15 protein-coding genes are annotated in these 17,094 nt (G+C 73.0%); 6 read left to right on the top strand and 9 right to left on the bottom strand.

Annotated elements, in window-relative coordinates:
- Nucleotides 1-4: 4 nt before the first annotated feature.
- The 6 genes from AB0J46_RS29895 to AB0J46_RS29920 form a co-directional block, all read right to left on the bottom strand.
- A complete protein-coding gene (locus AB0J46_RS29895) occupies nt 5-643 on the bottom strand; it encodes a LysE family translocator (RefSeq protein ID WP_364337565.1) in 639 nt (212 codons plus the stop codon).
- Nucleotides 640-1,176, bottom strand: a complete 537-nt coding sequence (locus tag AB0J46_RS29900) for a hypothetical protein (RefSeq protein WP_364337566.1) — start codon at nt 1,174-1,176, stop codon at nt 640-642. Before AB0J46_RS29900 ends, AB0J46_RS29895 begins: the two co-directional genes overlap by 4 nt.
- A 19-nt stretch (nt 1,177-1,195) precedes the next feature.
- Nucleotides 1,196-1,552 carry a spore germination protein GerW family protein gene (locus AB0J46_RS29905; protein ID WP_352351116.1) on the bottom strand — a complete coding sequence of 119 codons (357 nt, stop codon included), beginning with the start codon at nt 1,550-1,552 and terminating at the stop codon, nt 1,196-1,198.
- A 27-nt stretch (nt 1,553-1,579) separates the two neighbouring features.
- On the bottom strand, nt 1,580-2,947 hold the full coding sequence (gene zwf / locus AB0J46_RS29910; RefSeq protein ID WP_364337567.1) for a glucose-6-phosphate dehydrogenase: 1,368 nt from the start codon (nt 2,945-2,947) through the stop codon (nt 1,580-1,582).
- A gap of 2 nt (nt 2,948-2,949) precedes the next feature.
- Complete coding sequence (pgi, locus tag AB0J46_RS29915) at nt 2,950-4,581, bottom strand: glucose-6-phosphate isomerase (RefSeq protein ID WP_364337568.1); 1,632 nt, start codon at nt 4,579-4,581, stop codon at nt 2,950-2,952.
- Nucleotides 4,582-4,717: 136 nt separating this feature from the next.
- A complete protein-coding gene (locus AB0J46_RS29920; RefSeq protein ID WP_364337569.1) occupies nt 4,718-6,424 on the bottom strand; it encodes an IlvD/Edd family dehydratase in 1,707 nt (568 codons plus the stop codon).
- A 62-nt stretch (nt 6,425-6,486) separates the two neighbouring features.
- On the opposite strand from AB0J46_RS29920, the gene AB0J46_RS29925 reads away from it, so the two are divergent.
- Both AB0J46_RS29925 and AB0J46_RS29930 read left to right on the top strand, forming a co-directional pair.
- Nucleotides 6,487-8,790, top strand: a complete 2,304-nt coding sequence (locus AB0J46_RS29925; RefSeq protein ID WP_364337570.1) for a phosphoketolase family protein — start codon at nt 6,487-6,489, stop codon at nt 8,788-8,790.
- On the top strand, nt 8,766-9,944 hold the full coding sequence (locus AB0J46_RS29930) for an acetate kinase (protein ID WP_364337571.1): 1,179 nt from the start codon (nt 8,766-8,768) through the stop codon (nt 9,942-9,944). Before AB0J46_RS29925 ends, AB0J46_RS29930 begins: the two co-directional genes overlap by 25 nt.
- 12 nt (nt 9,945-9,956) lie before the next feature.
- On the opposite strand, the gene AB0J46_RS29935 is transcribed toward AB0J46_RS29930, so the two are convergent.
- The 3 genes from AB0J46_RS29935 to AB0J46_RS29945 all read right to left on the bottom strand — a co-directional run bounded on the left by AB0J46_RS29935 (nt 9,957) and on the right by AB0J46_RS29945 (nt 12,588).
- Nucleotides 9,957-11,381, bottom strand: coding sequence for a PAS domain S-box protein (locus tag AB0J46_RS29935; protein WP_364337572.1), 1,425 nt, complete (start codon nt 11,379-11,381; stop codon nt 9,957-9,959).
- A gap of 40 nt (nt 11,382-11,421) precedes the next feature.
- Complete coding sequence (locus AB0J46_RS29940) at nt 11,422-11,850, bottom strand: ATP-binding protein (protein ID WP_364337573.1); 429 nt, start codon at nt 11,848-11,850, stop codon at nt 11,422-11,424.
- Nucleotides 11,851-11,943: 93 nt separating this feature from the next.
- The gene (locus tag AB0J46_RS29945; protein WP_364337574.1) at nt 11,944-12,588 is read right to left on the bottom strand and encodes a response regulator transcription factor; all 645 of its coding nucleotides are present in this window, start codon (nt 12,586-12,588) and stop codon (nt 11,944-11,946) included.
- A gap of 216 nt (nt 12,589-12,804) precedes the next feature.
- On the opposite strand from AB0J46_RS29945, the gene AB0J46_RS29950 reads away from it, so the two are divergent.
- From AB0J46_RS29950 to AB0J46_RS29965, 4 genes are all read left to right on the top strand, one after another.
- Nucleotides 12,805-13,287, top strand: a complete 483-nt coding sequence (locus AB0J46_RS29950; RefSeq protein ID WP_358286272.1) for a cation:proton antiporter regulatory subunit — start codon at nt 12,805-12,807, stop codon at nt 13,285-13,287.
- Between the two features lie 8 nt (nt 13,288-13,295).
- A complete protein-coding gene (locus AB0J46_RS29955) occupies nt 13,296-14,456 on the top strand; it encodes a cation:proton antiporter (RefSeq protein ID WP_364337575.1) in 1,161 nt (386 codons plus the stop codon).
- A 17-nt stretch (nt 14,457-14,473) separates the two neighbouring features.
- Nucleotides 14,474-15,091: a pentapeptide repeat-containing protein gene (locus tag AB0J46_RS29960; protein WP_364337576.1), complete on the top strand. Its 618-nt coding sequence runs from the start codon at nt 14,474-14,476 to the stop codon at nt 15,089-15,091.
- 81 nt (nt 15,092-15,172) lie between these two features.
- Nucleotides 15,173-17,077 (top strand): hypothetical protein, encoded by a 1,905-nt coding sequence (locus tag AB0J46_RS29965; protein ID WP_364337577.1) that lies wholly within the window; start codon nt 15,173-15,175, stop codon nt 17,075-17,077.
- Nucleotides 17,078-17,094 lie beyond the last annotated feature (17 nt).

Consider the following 17,094-nt stretch of genomic DNA (forward strand, 5'->3'; position numbering starts at 1 on the left):
CCGGTCAAGGGCGGCCGGCGACGGCCAGGTTGACGCCGAGGCCGATGAGCGCGGCGCCGGTCAGCCCGTCCACGGCCTTGCGCACGCCGGGCCGGGCGAACACCCGGCGCAGCGTGCTCACCACGTTCGCCACCGTGAGGAACCAGACCATCGTGCCGGCCAGCGCGACCGCCGACAGCAGCAGCGTGTCGCCGAACGCGGCCCCCTCGCTCACGAAGTGCGGCACCAGGGCCACGAAGAACAGCGCGGCCTTGGGGTTGAGCACGTTGGTCAGCAGCCCTTCGGCGAAGGCCGCCCACGGGCCGCGGTCGGCGGGGGCGGGCAGGCCGAGGTCGAGCGCGCCGCCCTTGCGCAGGGCCGCGCGCAGCGCCTTGAACCCCAGGTAGAGCAGGTAGAGGGCGCCGACGATCTTGACCACGGTGAAGGCCGTGGCCGAGGCCGCCAGCAGCGCGGCCACGCCGGTGCCGGCGGCCATCACCCAGACGGCCACGCCCACGGCGATCCCGGCCGCCGCCGCCATGCCGTGCCCGCGGCCGGACAGCGCCGAGCGGCGCACCACGACCGCGAAATCGGGGCCGGGCGACATCGCCCCGAGCAGCACCAAAGCGCCGAAGCCCACGAACTGTGTCAAAGAGGTCATCATGGCGTCCACCTTACGAGGACCCGGCCCTCGGGGATCAAGGTGGACAGCTCCCACGTCCAGCTCGGCACCGTGATCATCTCAGCCGGATGGTCGAGCGGGACGGGCGTGTCCAGCAGCACGGAGTGCGACGTGAGCGGCAGCCCGCCTTCGGGGACGACGACGCTCACCAGCGGGGTGCGCAGGCTGGGCCCGTCGGGCTCGTCCAGGTCGCTGGACACCCAGGTGGGCTCGCCGTCGAAGAACGTGCAGACCAGCGCCCCCGCCGGCGCCGCGCCGGAGTGACGCAGGGCGCCGGCGGGCAGCCAGGCGTGCTCCCCCGGCAGGTACGCCACCCCCGACACCCGCAGCTCGCCCTCCAGCAGCACGAACTCCTCCCCCGCCAGGTAGTGGCCGCGGCCGGGACGGCTCCACCGGGGCGGGAAGCGGACCAGCGACGTGCCGCCGCCCAGCGGGGCGACCCGCACCGGCAGGTTGGAGCCGGGCAGCAGCGCCTCGTGGCCGGGCAGCCCCGCGTCGAGCAGATCGATGAGCACGTCAGATGATGTGCCCCCGTTACTTCCTGTGACGCCACTTCTTGAAGATGGTCCGGATCGTCAGCACCAGGGCGAGGCCGACGATCTGGCCGCCGAGCACGATCCGGTTGACGTCGACGGCCGGACGCCACTGCACGTCGCCGTCCTTGATGACGAACACCCCGGCGGGGGTGGCGCTGTAGCCGAAGCCGCCACCGCCGCCGCTGCCGAGCTCCTCCCCCTTCTCGTCCCGGCCCTGCCCCTGACCGGCCCCGCCGCCCTGGGCGACCCGGGCGACGGGGATGACCAGGACGTCGCCGTGGTGGATCGGCTCACCGAACACGCGCCTGACGGTGACGGCGTCCTTCGACTGCTCCAACAGCTCCTTGATGTCCATGGGCCCATCGTTCACCCGGATCGGCCGCTAGTCGAACGTGGTGGAGATCTCGTGCCAGCCGCCCGGCGGGATCTTCTCCGCCGGTTCGGGCCCCCAGGTGCCCTTCTCGTACGGCAACGGCTGGTCGGGCAGGTCGAGCAGCCGGCCCACGATCCGCCACGACTCCTCCACCAGGTCGAACCGGGCGAACCGCCGCGGGTCGCCGCTGACGGCGTCGGTCAGGATGCGCTCGTAGGCGGCCTCCATCGGCCCGAGCACCTTGGTGAAGTCGACGCTCACCGGCACCGGGATCGTCCGCTGCCGGCCCGGCTCCTTGGCCAGCACGTCGAAGGTCACCCCGGCGTCGGGCTGCAGCCGGAACCTGATGAGGTTGGGCGCCGGCGGCACGTCACCGCCGCGGAACATCGTCACCGGCGGCTTGCGCAGCTCGGCCACGATCTCCAGGTCGGTGGTGGGCAGCGCCTTGCCCGAACGGATGCACCAGGGCACGCCCGCCCACCGCCAGCTGTCGATGTAGAGCCGCATGGCGACGAACGTCTCGGTGGTGGAGCCGGGCCGGACGCCGGGGGTGTCGAGGTAGCCGTCGTACCGGCCGCGCACGACGTGGGCCGGGTCGACGGCCTGGACGGCGCGCAGCACCCGCCACTTCTCGTCGAGCTGGGCGCGGGCGTCCATGGACGGCGGCGGGTCCATCGCCAGGATGGCCAGCAGTTGCAGCAGGTGGTTCTGGACCACGTCGCGGACCGTGCCGTTGGCGTCGTAGAAGCCGCCGCGGTCGGCGACGTCGAAGTCCTCGGCCATGGTGATCTGCACGCTGCGCACGTAGTTCCGGTTCCACAGCGGTTCGAGCAGCATGTTGGCGAACCGGAACACCATGAGGTCCTCGACCGGCTCCTTGCCCAGGAAGTGGTCGACCCGCCGCAGGTGGTCCTCGTCGAAGTACTTCAGCAGCTCGTCGTTGAGCCTGCGCGCGGAGTCGAGGTCGTGGCCGAACGGCTTCTCCACCACGAGCCTGGCCTCGTGGTTGAGTCCGGCGCCGGCCAGCCCCTCGGCGACGACGGAGAACAGCGCGGGCGGCACCGCCAGGTAGTGGACGAGGAACCCCTTGCCCTCGGCCTCCTGCCGCAGCTTCGCGAACGTCTCGGGGTCGCGGTAGTCGCCCGCCACCAGCCGCAGATTGCCGGCCAGCTTCTCGAACGCCGCGTCCTGGACGCCGCCGCACGCCTCGCGGGCGTGCTCGCGCAGCGCGTCGAGGTCCATGTCGGTCTTGGCGACGCCGATGATCGGCAGGTCGAGCCTGCCGTCGGCGGTCAGGTGGTAGAGCGCGGGGAGCAGCATCTTGCGCGCGAGGTCGCCCGTGACGCCGAACAGGACCAGCGCGCCCGCCCGCCCCATCTCTAGGCCCGCCTTCCGCGCAGCTCGCGGTATCTGCGCACGAGTTGTTCGGTCGAGGAGTCGGGGAAGGTCTGCGGCGGCTCGTCGGAGGTGAGCGCGGGCGCCACGTCGAGCGCCATCTTCTTGCCCAGCTCGACGCCCCACTGGTCGAAGGAGTCGACGCCCCAGATCGTGCCCTCGACGAACACGATGTGCTCGTAGAGCGCGACGAGCTGGCCCAGCGTGGACGGCGTGAGCTTGGTCGCCAGGATCGTCGAGGTGGGCCGGTTGCCCGGCATCACCTTGTGCGGCACGATCTCCGGCGGCGTGCCCTCGCCCGCGATCTCCTCGGCGGTCTTGCCGAAGGCCAGCGCGCTGGTCTGGGCGAGCAGGTTGGCGGTGAGCTGGTCGTGCATGCCCTCGCGGTCCTCGAACGGCTCGGCGAAGCCGATGAAGTCGGCCGGGACGAGCCGGGTGCCCTGGTGCAGGAGCTGGTAGAAGGCGTGCTGGCCGTTGGTGCCCGGCTCGCCCCAGAAGATCTCGCCGGTCGGGACGGTCACCGGGCTGCCGTCGGCGCGCACCGACTTGCCGTTGGACTCCATGGTGAGCTGCTGGAGGTAGGCCGGGAAGCGGTGCAGCCGCTGGCTGTAGGGCAGCACGGCGCGGGTCTCGGCGCCGAAGAAGTCGGTGTACCAGATGCCGAGCAGGGCCATCAGGACCGGCATGTTGGCGTTGAACGGCGCGGTGCGGAAGTGCTGGTCCATGCTGTGGAAGCCGGACAGCATCTCGCGGAACCGGTCCGGCCCGACGGCGATCATCAGCGACAGGCCGATGGCGCCGTCGTAGGAGTAGCGGCCGCCCACCCAGTCCCAGAAGCCGAACATGTTGTCGGTGTCGATGCCGAACTCGGCGACCTTCTCGGCGTTGGTGGAGACGGCCACGAAGTGCTTGGCGACCGCGTCCTCGCCCAGCGCGCCGACCAGCCAGGACCGGGCCACCCTGGCGTTGGTCAGCGTCTCCAGCGTGGTGAAGGTCTTGGAGGCGACCACGAACAGCGTGGTGGCCGGGTCGAGGTCGCGCAGGTTGCCCAGGATGTCGGCGGGGTCGATGTTGGAGACGAACCTGGCCTCGACGCCGGCGTCCACGTAGTCGCGCAGCGCCTCGTAGGCCATGGCCGGGCCGAGGTCGGAGCCGCCGATGCCGATGTTGACCACGGTCCTGATCGGCTGCCCGGTGGCGCCCTTCCACTCCTTGGACCTGACGCGGTCGGCGAAGGCGCTCATCTTGTCCAGCACCGCGTGCACGTCGGCCACGACGTCCTGGCCGTCGACGACCAGCTTGGCGTTCTCCCGCATGCGCAGCGCGACGTGCAGGACGGCGCGGTCCTCGCTCACGTTGATGTGCTCGCCGCCGAACATCGCGGCGATGCGCTCGCGCACGCCCGCCCGCTCGGCCAGGGCCACCAGCAGGTCGATCGTCTCCTGGGTGGCGCGGTGCTTGGCGTAGTCGAGGTAGAGGTCCCCGGCGCTCACCGTCATCCGCCCGGCCCTGCCCGGGTCCTCCGCGAACAGCTCACGAAGCTGCTTTCCCGCCAGCTCCTCGTGATGCTTGCCCAGAGCCGCCCACTCCTGGCTCTGGCTGATGTCGCCGTTCACCGCTTCCTCCTCTTGCGTCGTCAAACCTGATCACATCGTCCCGCACTCCCGGGAGATCCGCTGAGCCGGGCTCCCGTCAGGGAACCCCGTACCCCACGGGGAAGATTCCGCGCACGGCGCCGGGCACTCTTTGCTCTCAATGGGACTCCCGGCCGGGGGCGTCGCCGGAGGAGCCCGTCAGGAAGTCGAGGTCGGCGCCCAAGTGCGCCTGGGTGACGTGGTCGACGTACAGGCGCTCCCAGCCGCGGGCCGGCCGGGCGTGGCCGGTCATGACCGGCTCCCTGGCGGCCAGCTCGGCCTCCGGGACGTCCACGTCCAGCCTCCTGGCGGCCACGTCGAGCACGATCGGGTCGCCGGTGCGCACCCGCGACAGCGGGCCGCCGGCCGCCGCCTCCGGCGAGGCGTGCAGGACGACCGTGCCGTACGCGGTGCCGCTCATCCGGGCGTCGCTGACCCGCACCATGTCGCGCACGCCCCTGGCCAGCAGCTTGCGCGGCAGCGGCAGGTTGCCGACCTCCGGCATGCCCGGGTAGCCCCTGGGGCCGCAGCCGCGCAGCACCAGCACCGAGGTCTCGTCCACGTCGAGGCCGGGCGAGTCGAGCCGGGCGCGGGCGTCCTCGACGCCGTCGAAGACGATCGCCCTGCCGCGGTGGCGCAGCAGCTCCGGCGAGGCGGCCGCGGGCTTGATCACGGCGCCGTCGGGCGCGAGGTTGCCGCGCAGCACGGCGATGCCCGCGTCGGGCAGCAGCGGGTCGGAGCGCCGCCGGATCACGGTGTCGTCCCAGATCTCGGCGCCGGCCAGGTGCTCGACCAGCGGCCTGCCGGTGACGGTGATCGCCGCGGGGTCGAGCAGGTCCTCGACCTCCCGCAGCAGGGCGGTCAGGCCGCCCGCCCGGAACAGGTCGTCCATCAGGTGGCGGCCGGCGGGCTGGAGGTCGGCCAGCAGCGGCACGCCCGAGCCGGCCCGGTCGAAGTCGTCGAGGCTCAGCTCGACGCCGAGCCGCCCGGCGATGGCCAGCAGGTGCACGACCGCGTTGGTCGAGCCGCCGATCGCAGCCAGCGTCACGATGGCGTTGAGGAAGGAGGCCCTGGTCATGACGTGGCTGGGGCGGCGGCCCGCGCGTACCAGCTCGACGGCCAGCCGGCCGCTGTCGTGCGCGCGTTCCAGCAGGCGGCTGTCGGGGGCCGGGGTGCCGGCCGTGCCGGGCAGCGTCATGCCGAGCGCCTCGGCCATGCAGGCCATGGTGGAGGCGGTGCCCATCGTGTTGCAGTGGCCGCGGCTGCGGATCATGGACGACTCGGAGGCGAGGAACGCCTCGCGGGAGAGCGTGCCGGCCCGCACCTCCTCGCTGAGCCGCCACACGTCGGTGCCGCAGCCGAGCGGCACGCCGCGGAAGTGCCCGGTCAGCATGGGCCCGCCGGGCACGACGAGCGCCGGCAGGTCGACCGAGGCGGCGGCCATGAGCAGCGCGGGAACGGTCTTGTCGCAGCCGCCGAGCAGCACCACGCCGTCGATCGGGTTGGCCCGCAGCAGCTCCTCGGCGGCCATCGCGGCCAGGTTGCGCCAGAGCATGGCGGTCGGGCGCACGTTCGTCTCGCCCAGCGACAGGACGGGCAGGTCGAGCGGCACGCCCCCGGCCGCCCACACGCCGTTCATGACGCTGCGGGCGACGTCGTCGAGATGGGAGTTGCAGGGCGCGAGGTCGGAGGCGCTGTTGGCGATCGCGATGTGCGGCCGCTCGCCCTCGAACGCCTCGCGCGGCAGGCCGCGGCGCATCCAGGCCCGGTGGATGTAGGAGTTCCTGTCGTCACCGGAGTACCAGAGGGAACTGCGCAGCGCCATGTGACGGCACATTATCGGCAGCCCGGGGATTCAGCACCGCCTGCGGAGGAATGGGCAAGGGCATGGACCACATAGACGCGTACTGGCGGGCGGCCAACTACCTGTCCGTCGGGCAGATCTACCTGCTGGACAACCCGCTGCTGACCGAGCCGCTGCGCCCCGAGCACATCAAGCCGCGCCTGCTCGGCCATTGGGGCACCACCCCCGGGCTGAACTTCTGCTTCGCCCACCTCAACCGGGTGATCTCCGAGCGCGACCAGGACATGATCTACATCGCCGGTCCCGGCCACGGCGGGCCCGCCGCCGTCGCGCACGCCTGGCTGGAGGGCTCCTACACCGAGCGCTATCCGGACGTCTCGCAGGACGCCGAGGGCATGCGGCGGCTGTTCCGGCAGTTCTCCTTCCCCGGCGGCATCCCCAGCCACGTCGCGCCCGAGACCCCCGGCTCCATCCACGAGGGCGGCGAGCTGGGCTACTCCCTCGCCCACGCCTACGGCGCCGCGTTCGACAACCCTGGGCTGGTGGTCGCCTGCGTCATCGGCGACGGCGAGGCCGAGACCGGCCCGCTGGCCGCGAGCTGGCACTCCAACAAGTTCCTCAACCCCCGGCGCGACGGCGTCGTCCTGCCGATCCTGCACCTGAACGGCTACAAGATCGCCAACCCCACCGTGCTCGCCCGCATCCCCGAGCAGGACCTGTTCAAGCTCATGGAGGGCTACGGCTACCGCCCCCACCTGGTCGGCCCCTCGCACGAGGAGATGGCCGCCACCCTCGACACGGTCTTCGACGAGCTGGCCGAGTACAAGGACGGCCAGGACCGGCGGCTGCCGATGATCGTGCTGCGCACGCCGAAGGGCTGGACCGGCCCGCGCGAGGTGGACGGCAAGCCGGTCGAGGGCACCTGGCGGGCCCACCAGGTGCCGCTGGCCGGGGTCCGGGAGAACCCGGCGCACCTGGCGATGCTGGAGGAGTGGATGCGCTCGTACCGGCCGCAGGAGCTGTTCGGCTCCGACGGCAGGCCGGTCGAGGAGGTGCTGGCGACGGTGCCGCGGGGGCCGCTGCGGATGAGCGCCAACCCGCACGCCAACGGCGGCGAGCTGCTGCAGCCGTTGCGGCTGCCGGACTTCCGCCGGCACGCGGTCGAGGTCAAGTCCCCGGCCGCCCAGCTGACCGAGCCGACGCGGGTGCTCGGCGGGTTGCTGCGGGACGTGATCGCCGGCAACCCGCGCAACTTCCGGCTGCTGGGCCCCGACGAGACCGCCTCCAACCGGCTGCAGGACGTGTTCGAGGTCACCGACCGGGCGTGGGAGGCCGAGCTGCTGCCCACGGACGAGAACCTGGCGCCGGGCGGCCGGGTGATGGAGGTGCTGAGCGAGCACCTGTGCCAGGGCTGGCTGGAGGGTTACCTGCTGACCGGCCGGCACGGCCTGTTCAACTGCTACGAGGCGTTCATCCACATCATCGACGCCATGTTCAACCAGCACGCCAAATGGCTGGAGTCGTCGCAGAAGATCCCGTGGCGGCGGCCGGTGGCGTCGCTGACGTACCTGCTGTCGTCGCACGTGTGGCGGCAGGACCACAACGGCTTCAGCCACCAGGACCCCGGCTTCCTGGACGTGGTGGTCAACAAGAAGGCGTCGGTGGTGCGGGTCTACCTGCCGCCGGACGCCAACACCCTGCTGTCGGTGGCCGACCACTGCCTGCGCTCGCGCGACTACGTCAACGTGATCGTGGCGGGCAAGCAGCCGGTGCTGGACCTGTTCACCATGGAGGAGGCGATCGCGCACAACACGCGCGGCCTGGGCATCCTGCCGTGGGCCTCCACCGACCAGGGCAGCGAGCCGGACGTGGTGCTGGCCTGCGCGGGCGACGTGCCGACCCAGGAGACGCTGGCCGCCGCGGCGCTGCTGCGCGAGCACCTGCCCGAGCTGAAGGTGCGCGTCGTCAACGTGGTGGACCTGATGCGGCTACAACCACGCTCGGAGCATCCGCACGGCATGCCGGACGCCGAGTTCGACACGCTGTTCACCGTGGACCGGCCGATCATCTTCAACTTCCACGGCTACCCCTCGCTCATCCACCAGCTCGCCTACCGCCGCACCGGGCACGCCAACATGCACGTGCGGGGTTACAAGGAGGAGGGCACCACGACCACGCCGTTCGACATGGCCATGCTCAACGACATCGACCGCTACCACCTGGTCATCGACGTCATCGACCGGGTGCCGGGGCTCGGCTCCAAGGCCGCGCACCTGCGTCAGCGGATGAGCGACGCGCGGCTGCGGGCGCGCGCGTACACCAGGGAGCACGGCGAGGACCCGGCGGAGATCAGGTCGTGGACATGGCCGGCCGAATACTCGTCCTGAACACCGGCTCCTCCTCCATCAAGTACGAGCTGGTGGACGTGCGCACCCGCGAGCGGCCGGCGCGCGGGCTGGTGGAGCGCATCGGCGAGGAGCGCGGGCGGCTGACGCACCACGCGGACGGCGGGCCGCCGTACGTGCGGGAGGAGCGCTTCCCCGGGCACGCCGAGGGGCTGACGGCGATGCTGGAGGCGTTCGCGCGGGCCGGGCCCGAGCTGGAGCCGGTCGCGGTCGGTCACCGGGTCGTGCACGGCGGCACCCGGTTCACCGGCCCGGCGCTGGTCGACGACGAGGTGATCGCCGCGATCGAGGAGCTGGCGCCGCTCGCGCCGCTGCACAACCCGGTGAACCTGGCCGGGATCCGGGTGGCGCTGGCGGCGTTCCCCGGGGTGCCGCAGGTGGCGGTGTTCGACACGGCGTTCCAGCTCTCGTTGCCGCCGCAGGCGTACACGTACGCGGTGCCGCGGGCCTGGCGGGAGCTCGGCGTGCGGCGTTACGGCTTCCACGGCACCTCCTGCGCCTACGTCTCCCGCCGCGCCGCCGCCCTGCTCGGCCGCGACCTGGCCGACCTCGACCTGGTCGTGCTGCACCTGGGCAACGGCGCCAGCGCGACGGCGATGTCCGGCGGGCGCAGCGTGGACACCTCCATGGGGCTGACCCCGCTGGAGGGGCTGGTGATGGGCACCCGTTCCGGCGACGTGGACCCCGCGATCGCCGGCTACCTGGCGCGGGTGCGCGGCCTGGGCGGCGAGGAGGTGGAGCGCGCGCTCAGCCACGAGGGCGGCCTGCGCGCCCTGGCCGGGACGCTCGACATGCGCGAGGTGCGGGCCCGCGGCGACGAGGAGGCCCGGCTGGCCCTGGAGGTCTACACCCGGCGCATCCGCAAGTACGTCGGCGCGTACTACGCCCTGCTCGGCCGCCTGGACGCGATCGTGTTCACCGGCGGCGTCGGCGAGCACGACGCGGCCACCCGCGCGGAGTCCCTGGCCGGGCTCGACCGGCTCGGCATCACCGTGGACCCCGCCCTGAACGCGGCCGGCCCGGCCGGGGAGCGGGCGGTCTCGCCGCCGGGCGCGGAGGTGGCGGTGCTGGTCGTGCCCACGGACGAGGAGTGGGAGATCGCCCGCCAGTCCCTGGAGGTGCTCCCCCGCCGCTGAGCGCCGCCGCGGTCAGGCATGGGGCACGGCCGGGACCCAGAAGTCCACGGTGGTCCCGGCCCCCGGCCGGTCGGTCAGGCTCCACCAGCCGCCCGCGATCTCGGCCCGTTCGCGCATCTCGATCAGCCCGAAGTGGCGCAGCGGCCCCTCGGCGCCCGGCGGCAGCCCGGTGCCGTCGTCGGCGACGCGCACGTGCACGCCGCTGTCGAGCGAGACCAGCGAGAGCCTGATCGAGGTGGCGCGGGCGTGCTTGCGCACGTTGGTGATCGCCTCCTGGCAGATCCGGAAGATGGTGACGGCGGCCTCGGGCGGCGGGTCGGCGTCGAGGCGGTGGTCGATCTCGAACGACAGGCCGGTGCCGGCCGTCACCTGCCGCAGGTAGCCGGCCAGGCCCTCGACCAGGCCCTCCTCGTCGAGGGCCGGCGGGCGCAGCTCGAAGGTCAGGTCGCGCAGGCGGGCGACGGCGGCCTCGACGGCCTCGCCGATGCCGCGCACCTCGGCGGCCCGCTCACCGGCCAGGCCGCTCTCCATCGCGCGCAGGCGCATGCCGACGGCGACCATGGACTGGATCGTGTCGTCGTGCACGTCGTAGGCGATGCGCCGGCGTTCGACCTCCTGGGCGCGGACCAGGTGGGCCAGCAGCATGCCGCGTTCGTCGAGGGCGCGGGCCACGTTGCGGCGCTCGGTCAGGTCGCGGGTGACCTTGCCGAACCCGCGCAGCTCGCCGCGGTCGTCGTGCAGGGCGGTGATGACCACGCTGGCCCAGAACCTGGTGCCGTCCTTGCGGACGCGCCAGCCCTCCTCCTCCCACCGGCCGTCGGCGACGGCGACCTCCAGCTCCATGGCGGGCTTGCCGGCCGCGACGTCCTCGGGCGGGTAGAAGACCGAGAAGTGGCGGCCGATGATCTCCTCGGCGCGGTAGCCCTTGATGCGCTCGGCGCCGGCGTTCCAGCTGACGATCCGGCCCTGGGCGTCGAGCATGAAGATGGCGTAGTCGACGACGTTCTGGACCAGCAGGCGGAAGCGTTCCTCGCTGTCGCGCATCGCCTGCTCGGCCAGGCGGCGCTCGGTCAGGTCGCCGGTGACCTTGCCGAACCCGCGCAGCAGGCCCCGCTTGTCGCGCAGGGCGGTGATGACCACGCGCGCCCAGAACCGGGCGCCGTCCTTGCGGACGCGCCAGCCCTCGTCGGCCACCCGGCCGGCCGCCGCCGCGCGGCCCAGCAGTTGCTCCGGACGACCGGCCGCGACGGCCTCGGGGGGGTAGAACACCGAGAAGTGGCGGCCGATGATCTCCTCGGCGCGGTAGCCCTTGATGCGCTCGGCGCCGGCGTTCCAGCTGGTCACATGGCCCGCGGGGTCGAGCAGACAGATCGAGTAGTCGACGACGCTGCGGACGAGCAGCTGGATGTCCGCTGACTGCCTGTCTTGACCGGGCATACTGCAGCTTCGCACGGCCCGGCGGAAGACCGAAACTCGATCATGCCCTGGAGCGCTCCTGGGCGGGCGCGACGACGTGGGGCGCCAGCTCGCACCACACCACCTTGCCGCCTTCGCCGCCCCCGTCGGCGCGGGAGACGCCCCAGCCGGTGGACAGCAGCTCGATGACGTGCAGGCCCCAGCCGTTGTCCGGCCCGGGCTCGCGCGGCTCGGGCAGGCGGTGGCCGCAGTCGCGCACCTCGATCCGCACGTGGGAGGGGGTGCAGCGGATGCGTAAGGCGGGCGGGCCGTCGCCGTGGACGAGCGCGTTGGTCACCAGCTCGGAGACCACGAGCAGGACGTCCTCGCGGCGCCCCCGGTAGCCGCACTCGGCCAGCACCTCACGTGCTCTCTGTCGGGCCGCGGTGATGCTGCCCATCTCTTCCGGCAGCTGGGTGTCCACCTGGTACGGCGCAGCGAAACTGCCCATCCTCCTACTGTCGGGCAGTACAGGACTGATCACGAGACGCAGTGGAACCACCTCTACCGGTGCGGATGAGGGGCGCCGTCTGGTGCGTCTGCGTCAGTCGAGCAGCCCTTCCCGGCGCGCGACGGCCACGGCCTCCAGCTTGGACCGGGCCCCGAGCTTCTCCAGGACGTGCTGGACGTGGTTGCGCGCGGTGTTGCGGGCCACGCCGAGCCGCGCGCCGATCTCGTCCGTGCTCGCCCCTTCGGCCAGCAGCCGCAGCGTCTCGCGCTCGCGCGCGGTCAGCGCCGCACCCGGGCTCCGCACCCGGCCGGTCAGCCGGTCGAGCACGCCGGGCAGCAGGCCCGGCGCGAACACCACGCCGCCGGCGGCCACCTCGCGCACCGCCGACTCCAGCTCCTCCAGCCTGGACGACTTCACCAGCAGGCCCGCCCCGCCCGCCTCCACCACCCGCGCGGCGACGGAGGCGCTGGCCTCCCCGGTGAGCACCAGCACCCGGGCCCCGGGCGCGACCGCCGCGAACCGGCTGATCGCCTCGACGCCGTCGCCGTCGGGCAGCCGCCGGTCGAGCACCACGACGTCGGGCCGGCGGCGGGCGGCCGCGGCGAGGGCGGCGGCGACCGTGCCCGCCTGCGCCACGACCTCGATGCCCGGCGCCCGGCCGAGCGCCAGGCCGATGGCCTCGGCCACCATCGCGTGGTCCTCCACGAGCAGCAGCCGGATGGAGGAAGTGGTCGGCATGGCTTCGTCTCGCCTCTCCCGCGGCAACGTCCCCGGCATCTTCCCATCCGCGTCCCGCCCGCGCCGCCCGTTCCCGCGCGGGCCGGACGGGTGCCGCCACGGGCGGCCGGAGAGCGCCGGACGGCTCGGAGTGCGGGGTTCGAGGAGGTCAAGCGGGCGGAGACCGTTGGTAGTGTTGTCCAGAAATATGCGTATTTTTTGGGATGGGTGGGATAGGTGGAGGTTGAGCAGACAGCGTTGCCGGGCATCGGGCTTCGGCACGATTTCACCACCCGCGCCGGCCAGCGGGTAGGCATCGTCTCGCACCGCACCGGCCGTCGCGACCTGGTGATCTACGACAAGGACGACCCCGACCGCGCCTGTCAGACGGTCAAGCTGAACGACGAGGAGGCCGACGCCCTGGCCGAGCTCCTCGGCGCCCCCCGCATCGTGCAGCGGCTCAACCAGCTGCACCAGCAGGTCGAGGGCCTGGTCAGCGTCCAGCTCCCCATCCCGTCCGGCTCCCCCTACGCCGGGCGCGCCATGGGCGAGGCCCGGGTCAGAACCCGTACCAGCGCCTCCATCGTCGCCGTGGTCCGCGGCGGCCAGGTGTTCGCCAGCCCCGGCCCCGACTTCGTCTTCCGCGAGGGCGACGTCGTGGTCGTGGTGGGGAGCGCGGACAGCACCGCGGACGTCGCCGGCATCCTGGCTGACGGGTAGGACCGCGGGTGCACGAAACCGCGGTCATCTTTCTCGAGTTCGGTGCTGTTCTTCTGGGTCTGGGGATTCTGGGCGCGCTCGCGCTGCGCGGCGGCATCTCACCGATCCCGCTCTACCTGATCGCCGGTCTGGCGTTCGGCACGGGCGGCGTGCTGCCGCTGGCGACCAGCGAGGAGTTCATCTCGGTCGGCGCGGAGCTGGGCGTCGTCCTGCTGCTGCTGACGCTCGGCCTGGAGTACAACGCCGACGAACTGGTCACCAGCCTCACGAGCAACGCGCGGGCCGGCATCGTCGACCTCGTGCTGAACGCCGCCCCCGGCGCGATCTGCGCGTTGCTGCTGGGCTGGGGGCCGGTCGCGGCGGTGGCCATGGCGGGCGTCACCTACGCCACCTCCTCCGGCATCACCGCCAAGGTGCTGTCCGATCTGGGATGGATCGGTAACAGGGAGACGCCGACGGTGCTGTCCCTGCTGGTGTTCGAGGACCTGACCATGGCGGTCTACCTGCCGGTCCTCACCACGTTGCTGGCGGGCCTGAGCCTGGTCAGCGGGGCGATCTCGGTCGGCATCGCGCTCGGCACGGTGAGCGTCGTGCTCGTCGTGGCGCTGCGCTTCGGACGCTTCATCGAGGCGTTCGTGTCGAGCCCCAACTCCGAGGTGCTGCTGCTGAAGGTGGTCGGGCTGGCGCTGCTGGTGGCCGGGCTGGCCCAGCAGCTGCAGGTCTCGGCGGCGGTCGGCGCGTTCCTGGTCGGGATCGCGCTGTCGGGGCAGCTCGCGCACGACGCGCAGGCGCTGCTCGCGCCGCTGCGCGACCTGTTCGCGGCGGTGTTCTTCGTCTTCTTCGGCTTCCAGACCGATCCGGCGAAGATCCTGCCGGTGGCGGGGCTGGCCGCGCTGCTGGCGCTGGTGAGCATGGTGACCAAGCTCCTGACGGGCGCGTACGCGGCCAGGCGGGCGGGCATCGGCAAGGCCGGCCAGGCACGGGCGGGCATCGCCCTCATCCCGCGCGGCGAGTTCAACATCGTCATCGCGGGCCTGGCGGTGGGCGCCGGGGCCCATCCCGACCTCGGGGCCCTGGCGGCGGCGTACGTGCTGATCCTGGCGGCGTTCGGGCCGCTGGCGGCCAAGCTCGTCCAGCCGCTCATCACGGCCATCGCGAACAAGGCGTGATCCGCTAGTTTGTTCGCATGGCCGACCGTAAGCACGGGGTGCCCGCGCCCCCGATCGAGACGACGATCCACGCCGACGACTGGGACAGGACGGAGATCGCCGGTGAGACCTTCCACCGGGTCCTGTTCCAGGGCGTCGACCTGACCGAGCTGGTCGACCAGGGGGCGTCGTTCGAGGAGTGCACGTTCAGGAACGTGCGGCTCAACGTCTCCACCCACGAGGACGCGCGCTTCCTCAACTGCCTGTTCAGCCGGTGCTCCCTGTTCGACGCCACGTTCAGGGGGTGCAAGCTGACCGGCAGCGTGTTCGACGGCTGCACCTTCGGGCTGCTGAAGGTCGACGGCGGCGACTGGTCCTACACCGGGCTGCCCGGCGCCGACCTGCGCGGCAGCGCCTTCCACGGCGTCCGGCTGCGGGAGGCCGACCTGACCGGGGCCCGGCTCGCCGGGGCCGAGCTGCGCCGGGCCGACCTGTCGGGGGCCTGGCTGCACGGCGCCGACCTCACCGGCTGCGACCTGCGCGGCAGCGACCTGAGCACGCTCGACCCGCACACGGTCACGCTCAAGAAGGCGGTCATCGACCCCTTCCAGGCCACGGTCATCGCCGAGGCCCTGGGCCTGGAGGTCCGCTCCTGAGGCACTTGGCCTTTGAAGTCCGCTCCTGAGGCGCCGGGCCTTGAGGTCCGCTCCTGAGGCGGGGTCGGCGATGATGGCGGTGTGCCGAACGCCGATCTCACCGACGCCGAGCGGGCCGTGGCCGCCGCGCTCGCCCACGGCCGCGCCGTCGACCTGCGCACCGGCGACCCCGCCGCCGACGACCCGGCCGCGGCCGCGTCCTGGGACCCCGGCCGCACGGTCCGGGGCGAGGTGCTGGCCGGGCTGCTGCTCGGCGGGTTCGACGAGCCCGCCGCCAAGCCCCGGCTGATCCTGGCGGGGGCGCGGATCACGGGCGCGCTCAACCTGGCGTTCGCCGAGCTGCCCTTCCCCGTCACCTTCCAGGGCTGCGCCTTCGACGCCGCCCCCGACCTCTACCACGCCCGCACCCGCTTCCTCAGCTTCAGCGGCTCGCTGCTGCCCGGCCTGACCGCCTCGAACGTCCAGGTCGAGGGCAACCTGCGGCTGGCGGGCAGCCACGTCACCGGCGAGCTGCGGCTGCCCGGCGGCCGGATCAGCGGCAACCTCGTGCTCAACTGCGCCCGCCTGAGCCACCCGGCGGGCACGGCGCTCAACGGTGAGCACCTCGACGTGGCCGGTCACCTGCGCGCCCAGGACGGCTTCGCCTGCGACGGCACGCTCGTCCTGGCCTCCGCCCGGATCGGCGGCGCGGTCGAGCTGGACGGCGCCCGCCTCAACGCGCCGGGCGGCACGGCCCTGGAGGCGTCCAACGTGATCGTCCAGGTCGGGCTGTTCGCGCGGGACGTGGAGGCCGACGGCGAGGTCAGCCTGCGGTTCGCCCGCGTGTCCGGCCCGCTCACGTTACGCGGCTCGCGCATCCGGCGGCCGGGCGGCCTCGCGCTGCGCGCCACCGGGCTCAACGCCGAGGCGGGGCTCTTCCTGGCCGGGCTGACGGCCGAGGGGCAGGTGCGCCTCAACCGCTCGGTCATCGGCGGCACCCTCGGCCTGGAGGGCGCGCGGCTGAGCGCCCCGGGCGGCGTGGTGGTCGCCGCCGACGGCCTCACCGTGAACGGCTCGCTGCTGGCCTGGCGGGGGCTGCGCGCCGAGGGCGAGTTCAGCCTGCTCGACGCCACGATCACCGGACCGGCGCACTTCGAGGGCGCGACCCTGGTCAACCCCGGCGGGGCCGCGCTGTCGGCCAACGGCCTGTCGGTGGGCAAGGTGCTCAACCTCTGCGACGGCTTCGCCGCCCGCGGCCGGATCAGGCTGACCAGCGCCCAGGTCGGCAGCCGCCTGTGCCTCGACGACGCCACCCTGGCGGCGCCCGGCGAGGTGGCGCTGAAGTGCTGGCGGCTGGAGGCCCGCGAGCTGGCGCTGCGCACGGCCGCGCCGATCGAGGGCGTGGTGGAGTTACGGTACGCGCGGATCGGCGTCCTGCGTGACGACCCCGCCGGGTGGCCGCGGGCGATGCGCATGGACGGGCTGTCGTACGAGGTGCTCGACCCCATGCTGCCGGCCGCCGGGCGGCTGCGCTGGCTGCGTGCCGACCCCGACGGATACCTGCCGGGCGCCTACGAGCAGCTGGCCGCGATGTACCGGCGGCTCGGCGCCGACGCCGACGCCCGCGAGACGCTGCTGGCCGGCCAGCGGCGACGCCGCGCCGCGCTCCCCGGGTACGCCCGCTTCTGGGGCCACCTCCAGGACGCCACCGTCGGCTACGGCTTCCGCCCCCTGCGCGCGGCGGCCTGGCTGGCCGCGCTGCTGGCCGCGGGCACGGTCGTGTTCGGGCTCGACGTGCCGCCGCCGTTGAAGCCGGGTGAGGCGCCGCCGTTCCACGCGCTGGTCTACACCCTCGACCTGCTGCTGCCGATCATCGACCTCGGGCAGGAGAAGGCCTACAACCCGCAGGGCGGCGCGCAGTGGCTGGCCTGGGGGCTCATCATGGCCGGCTGGGTGCTGGCCACGACGATCGCCGCCGGTCTGACCCGCTCGCTGCGCCGGACCTGAGGCGGGCGGCCCGGGGG

The sequence above is a fragment of the Nonomuraea sp. NPDC049758 genome (genome assembly GCF_040674635.1).
Taxonomy (GTDB): domain Bacteria; phylum Actinomycetota; class Actinomycetes; order Streptosporangiales; family Streptosporangiaceae; genus Nonomuraea.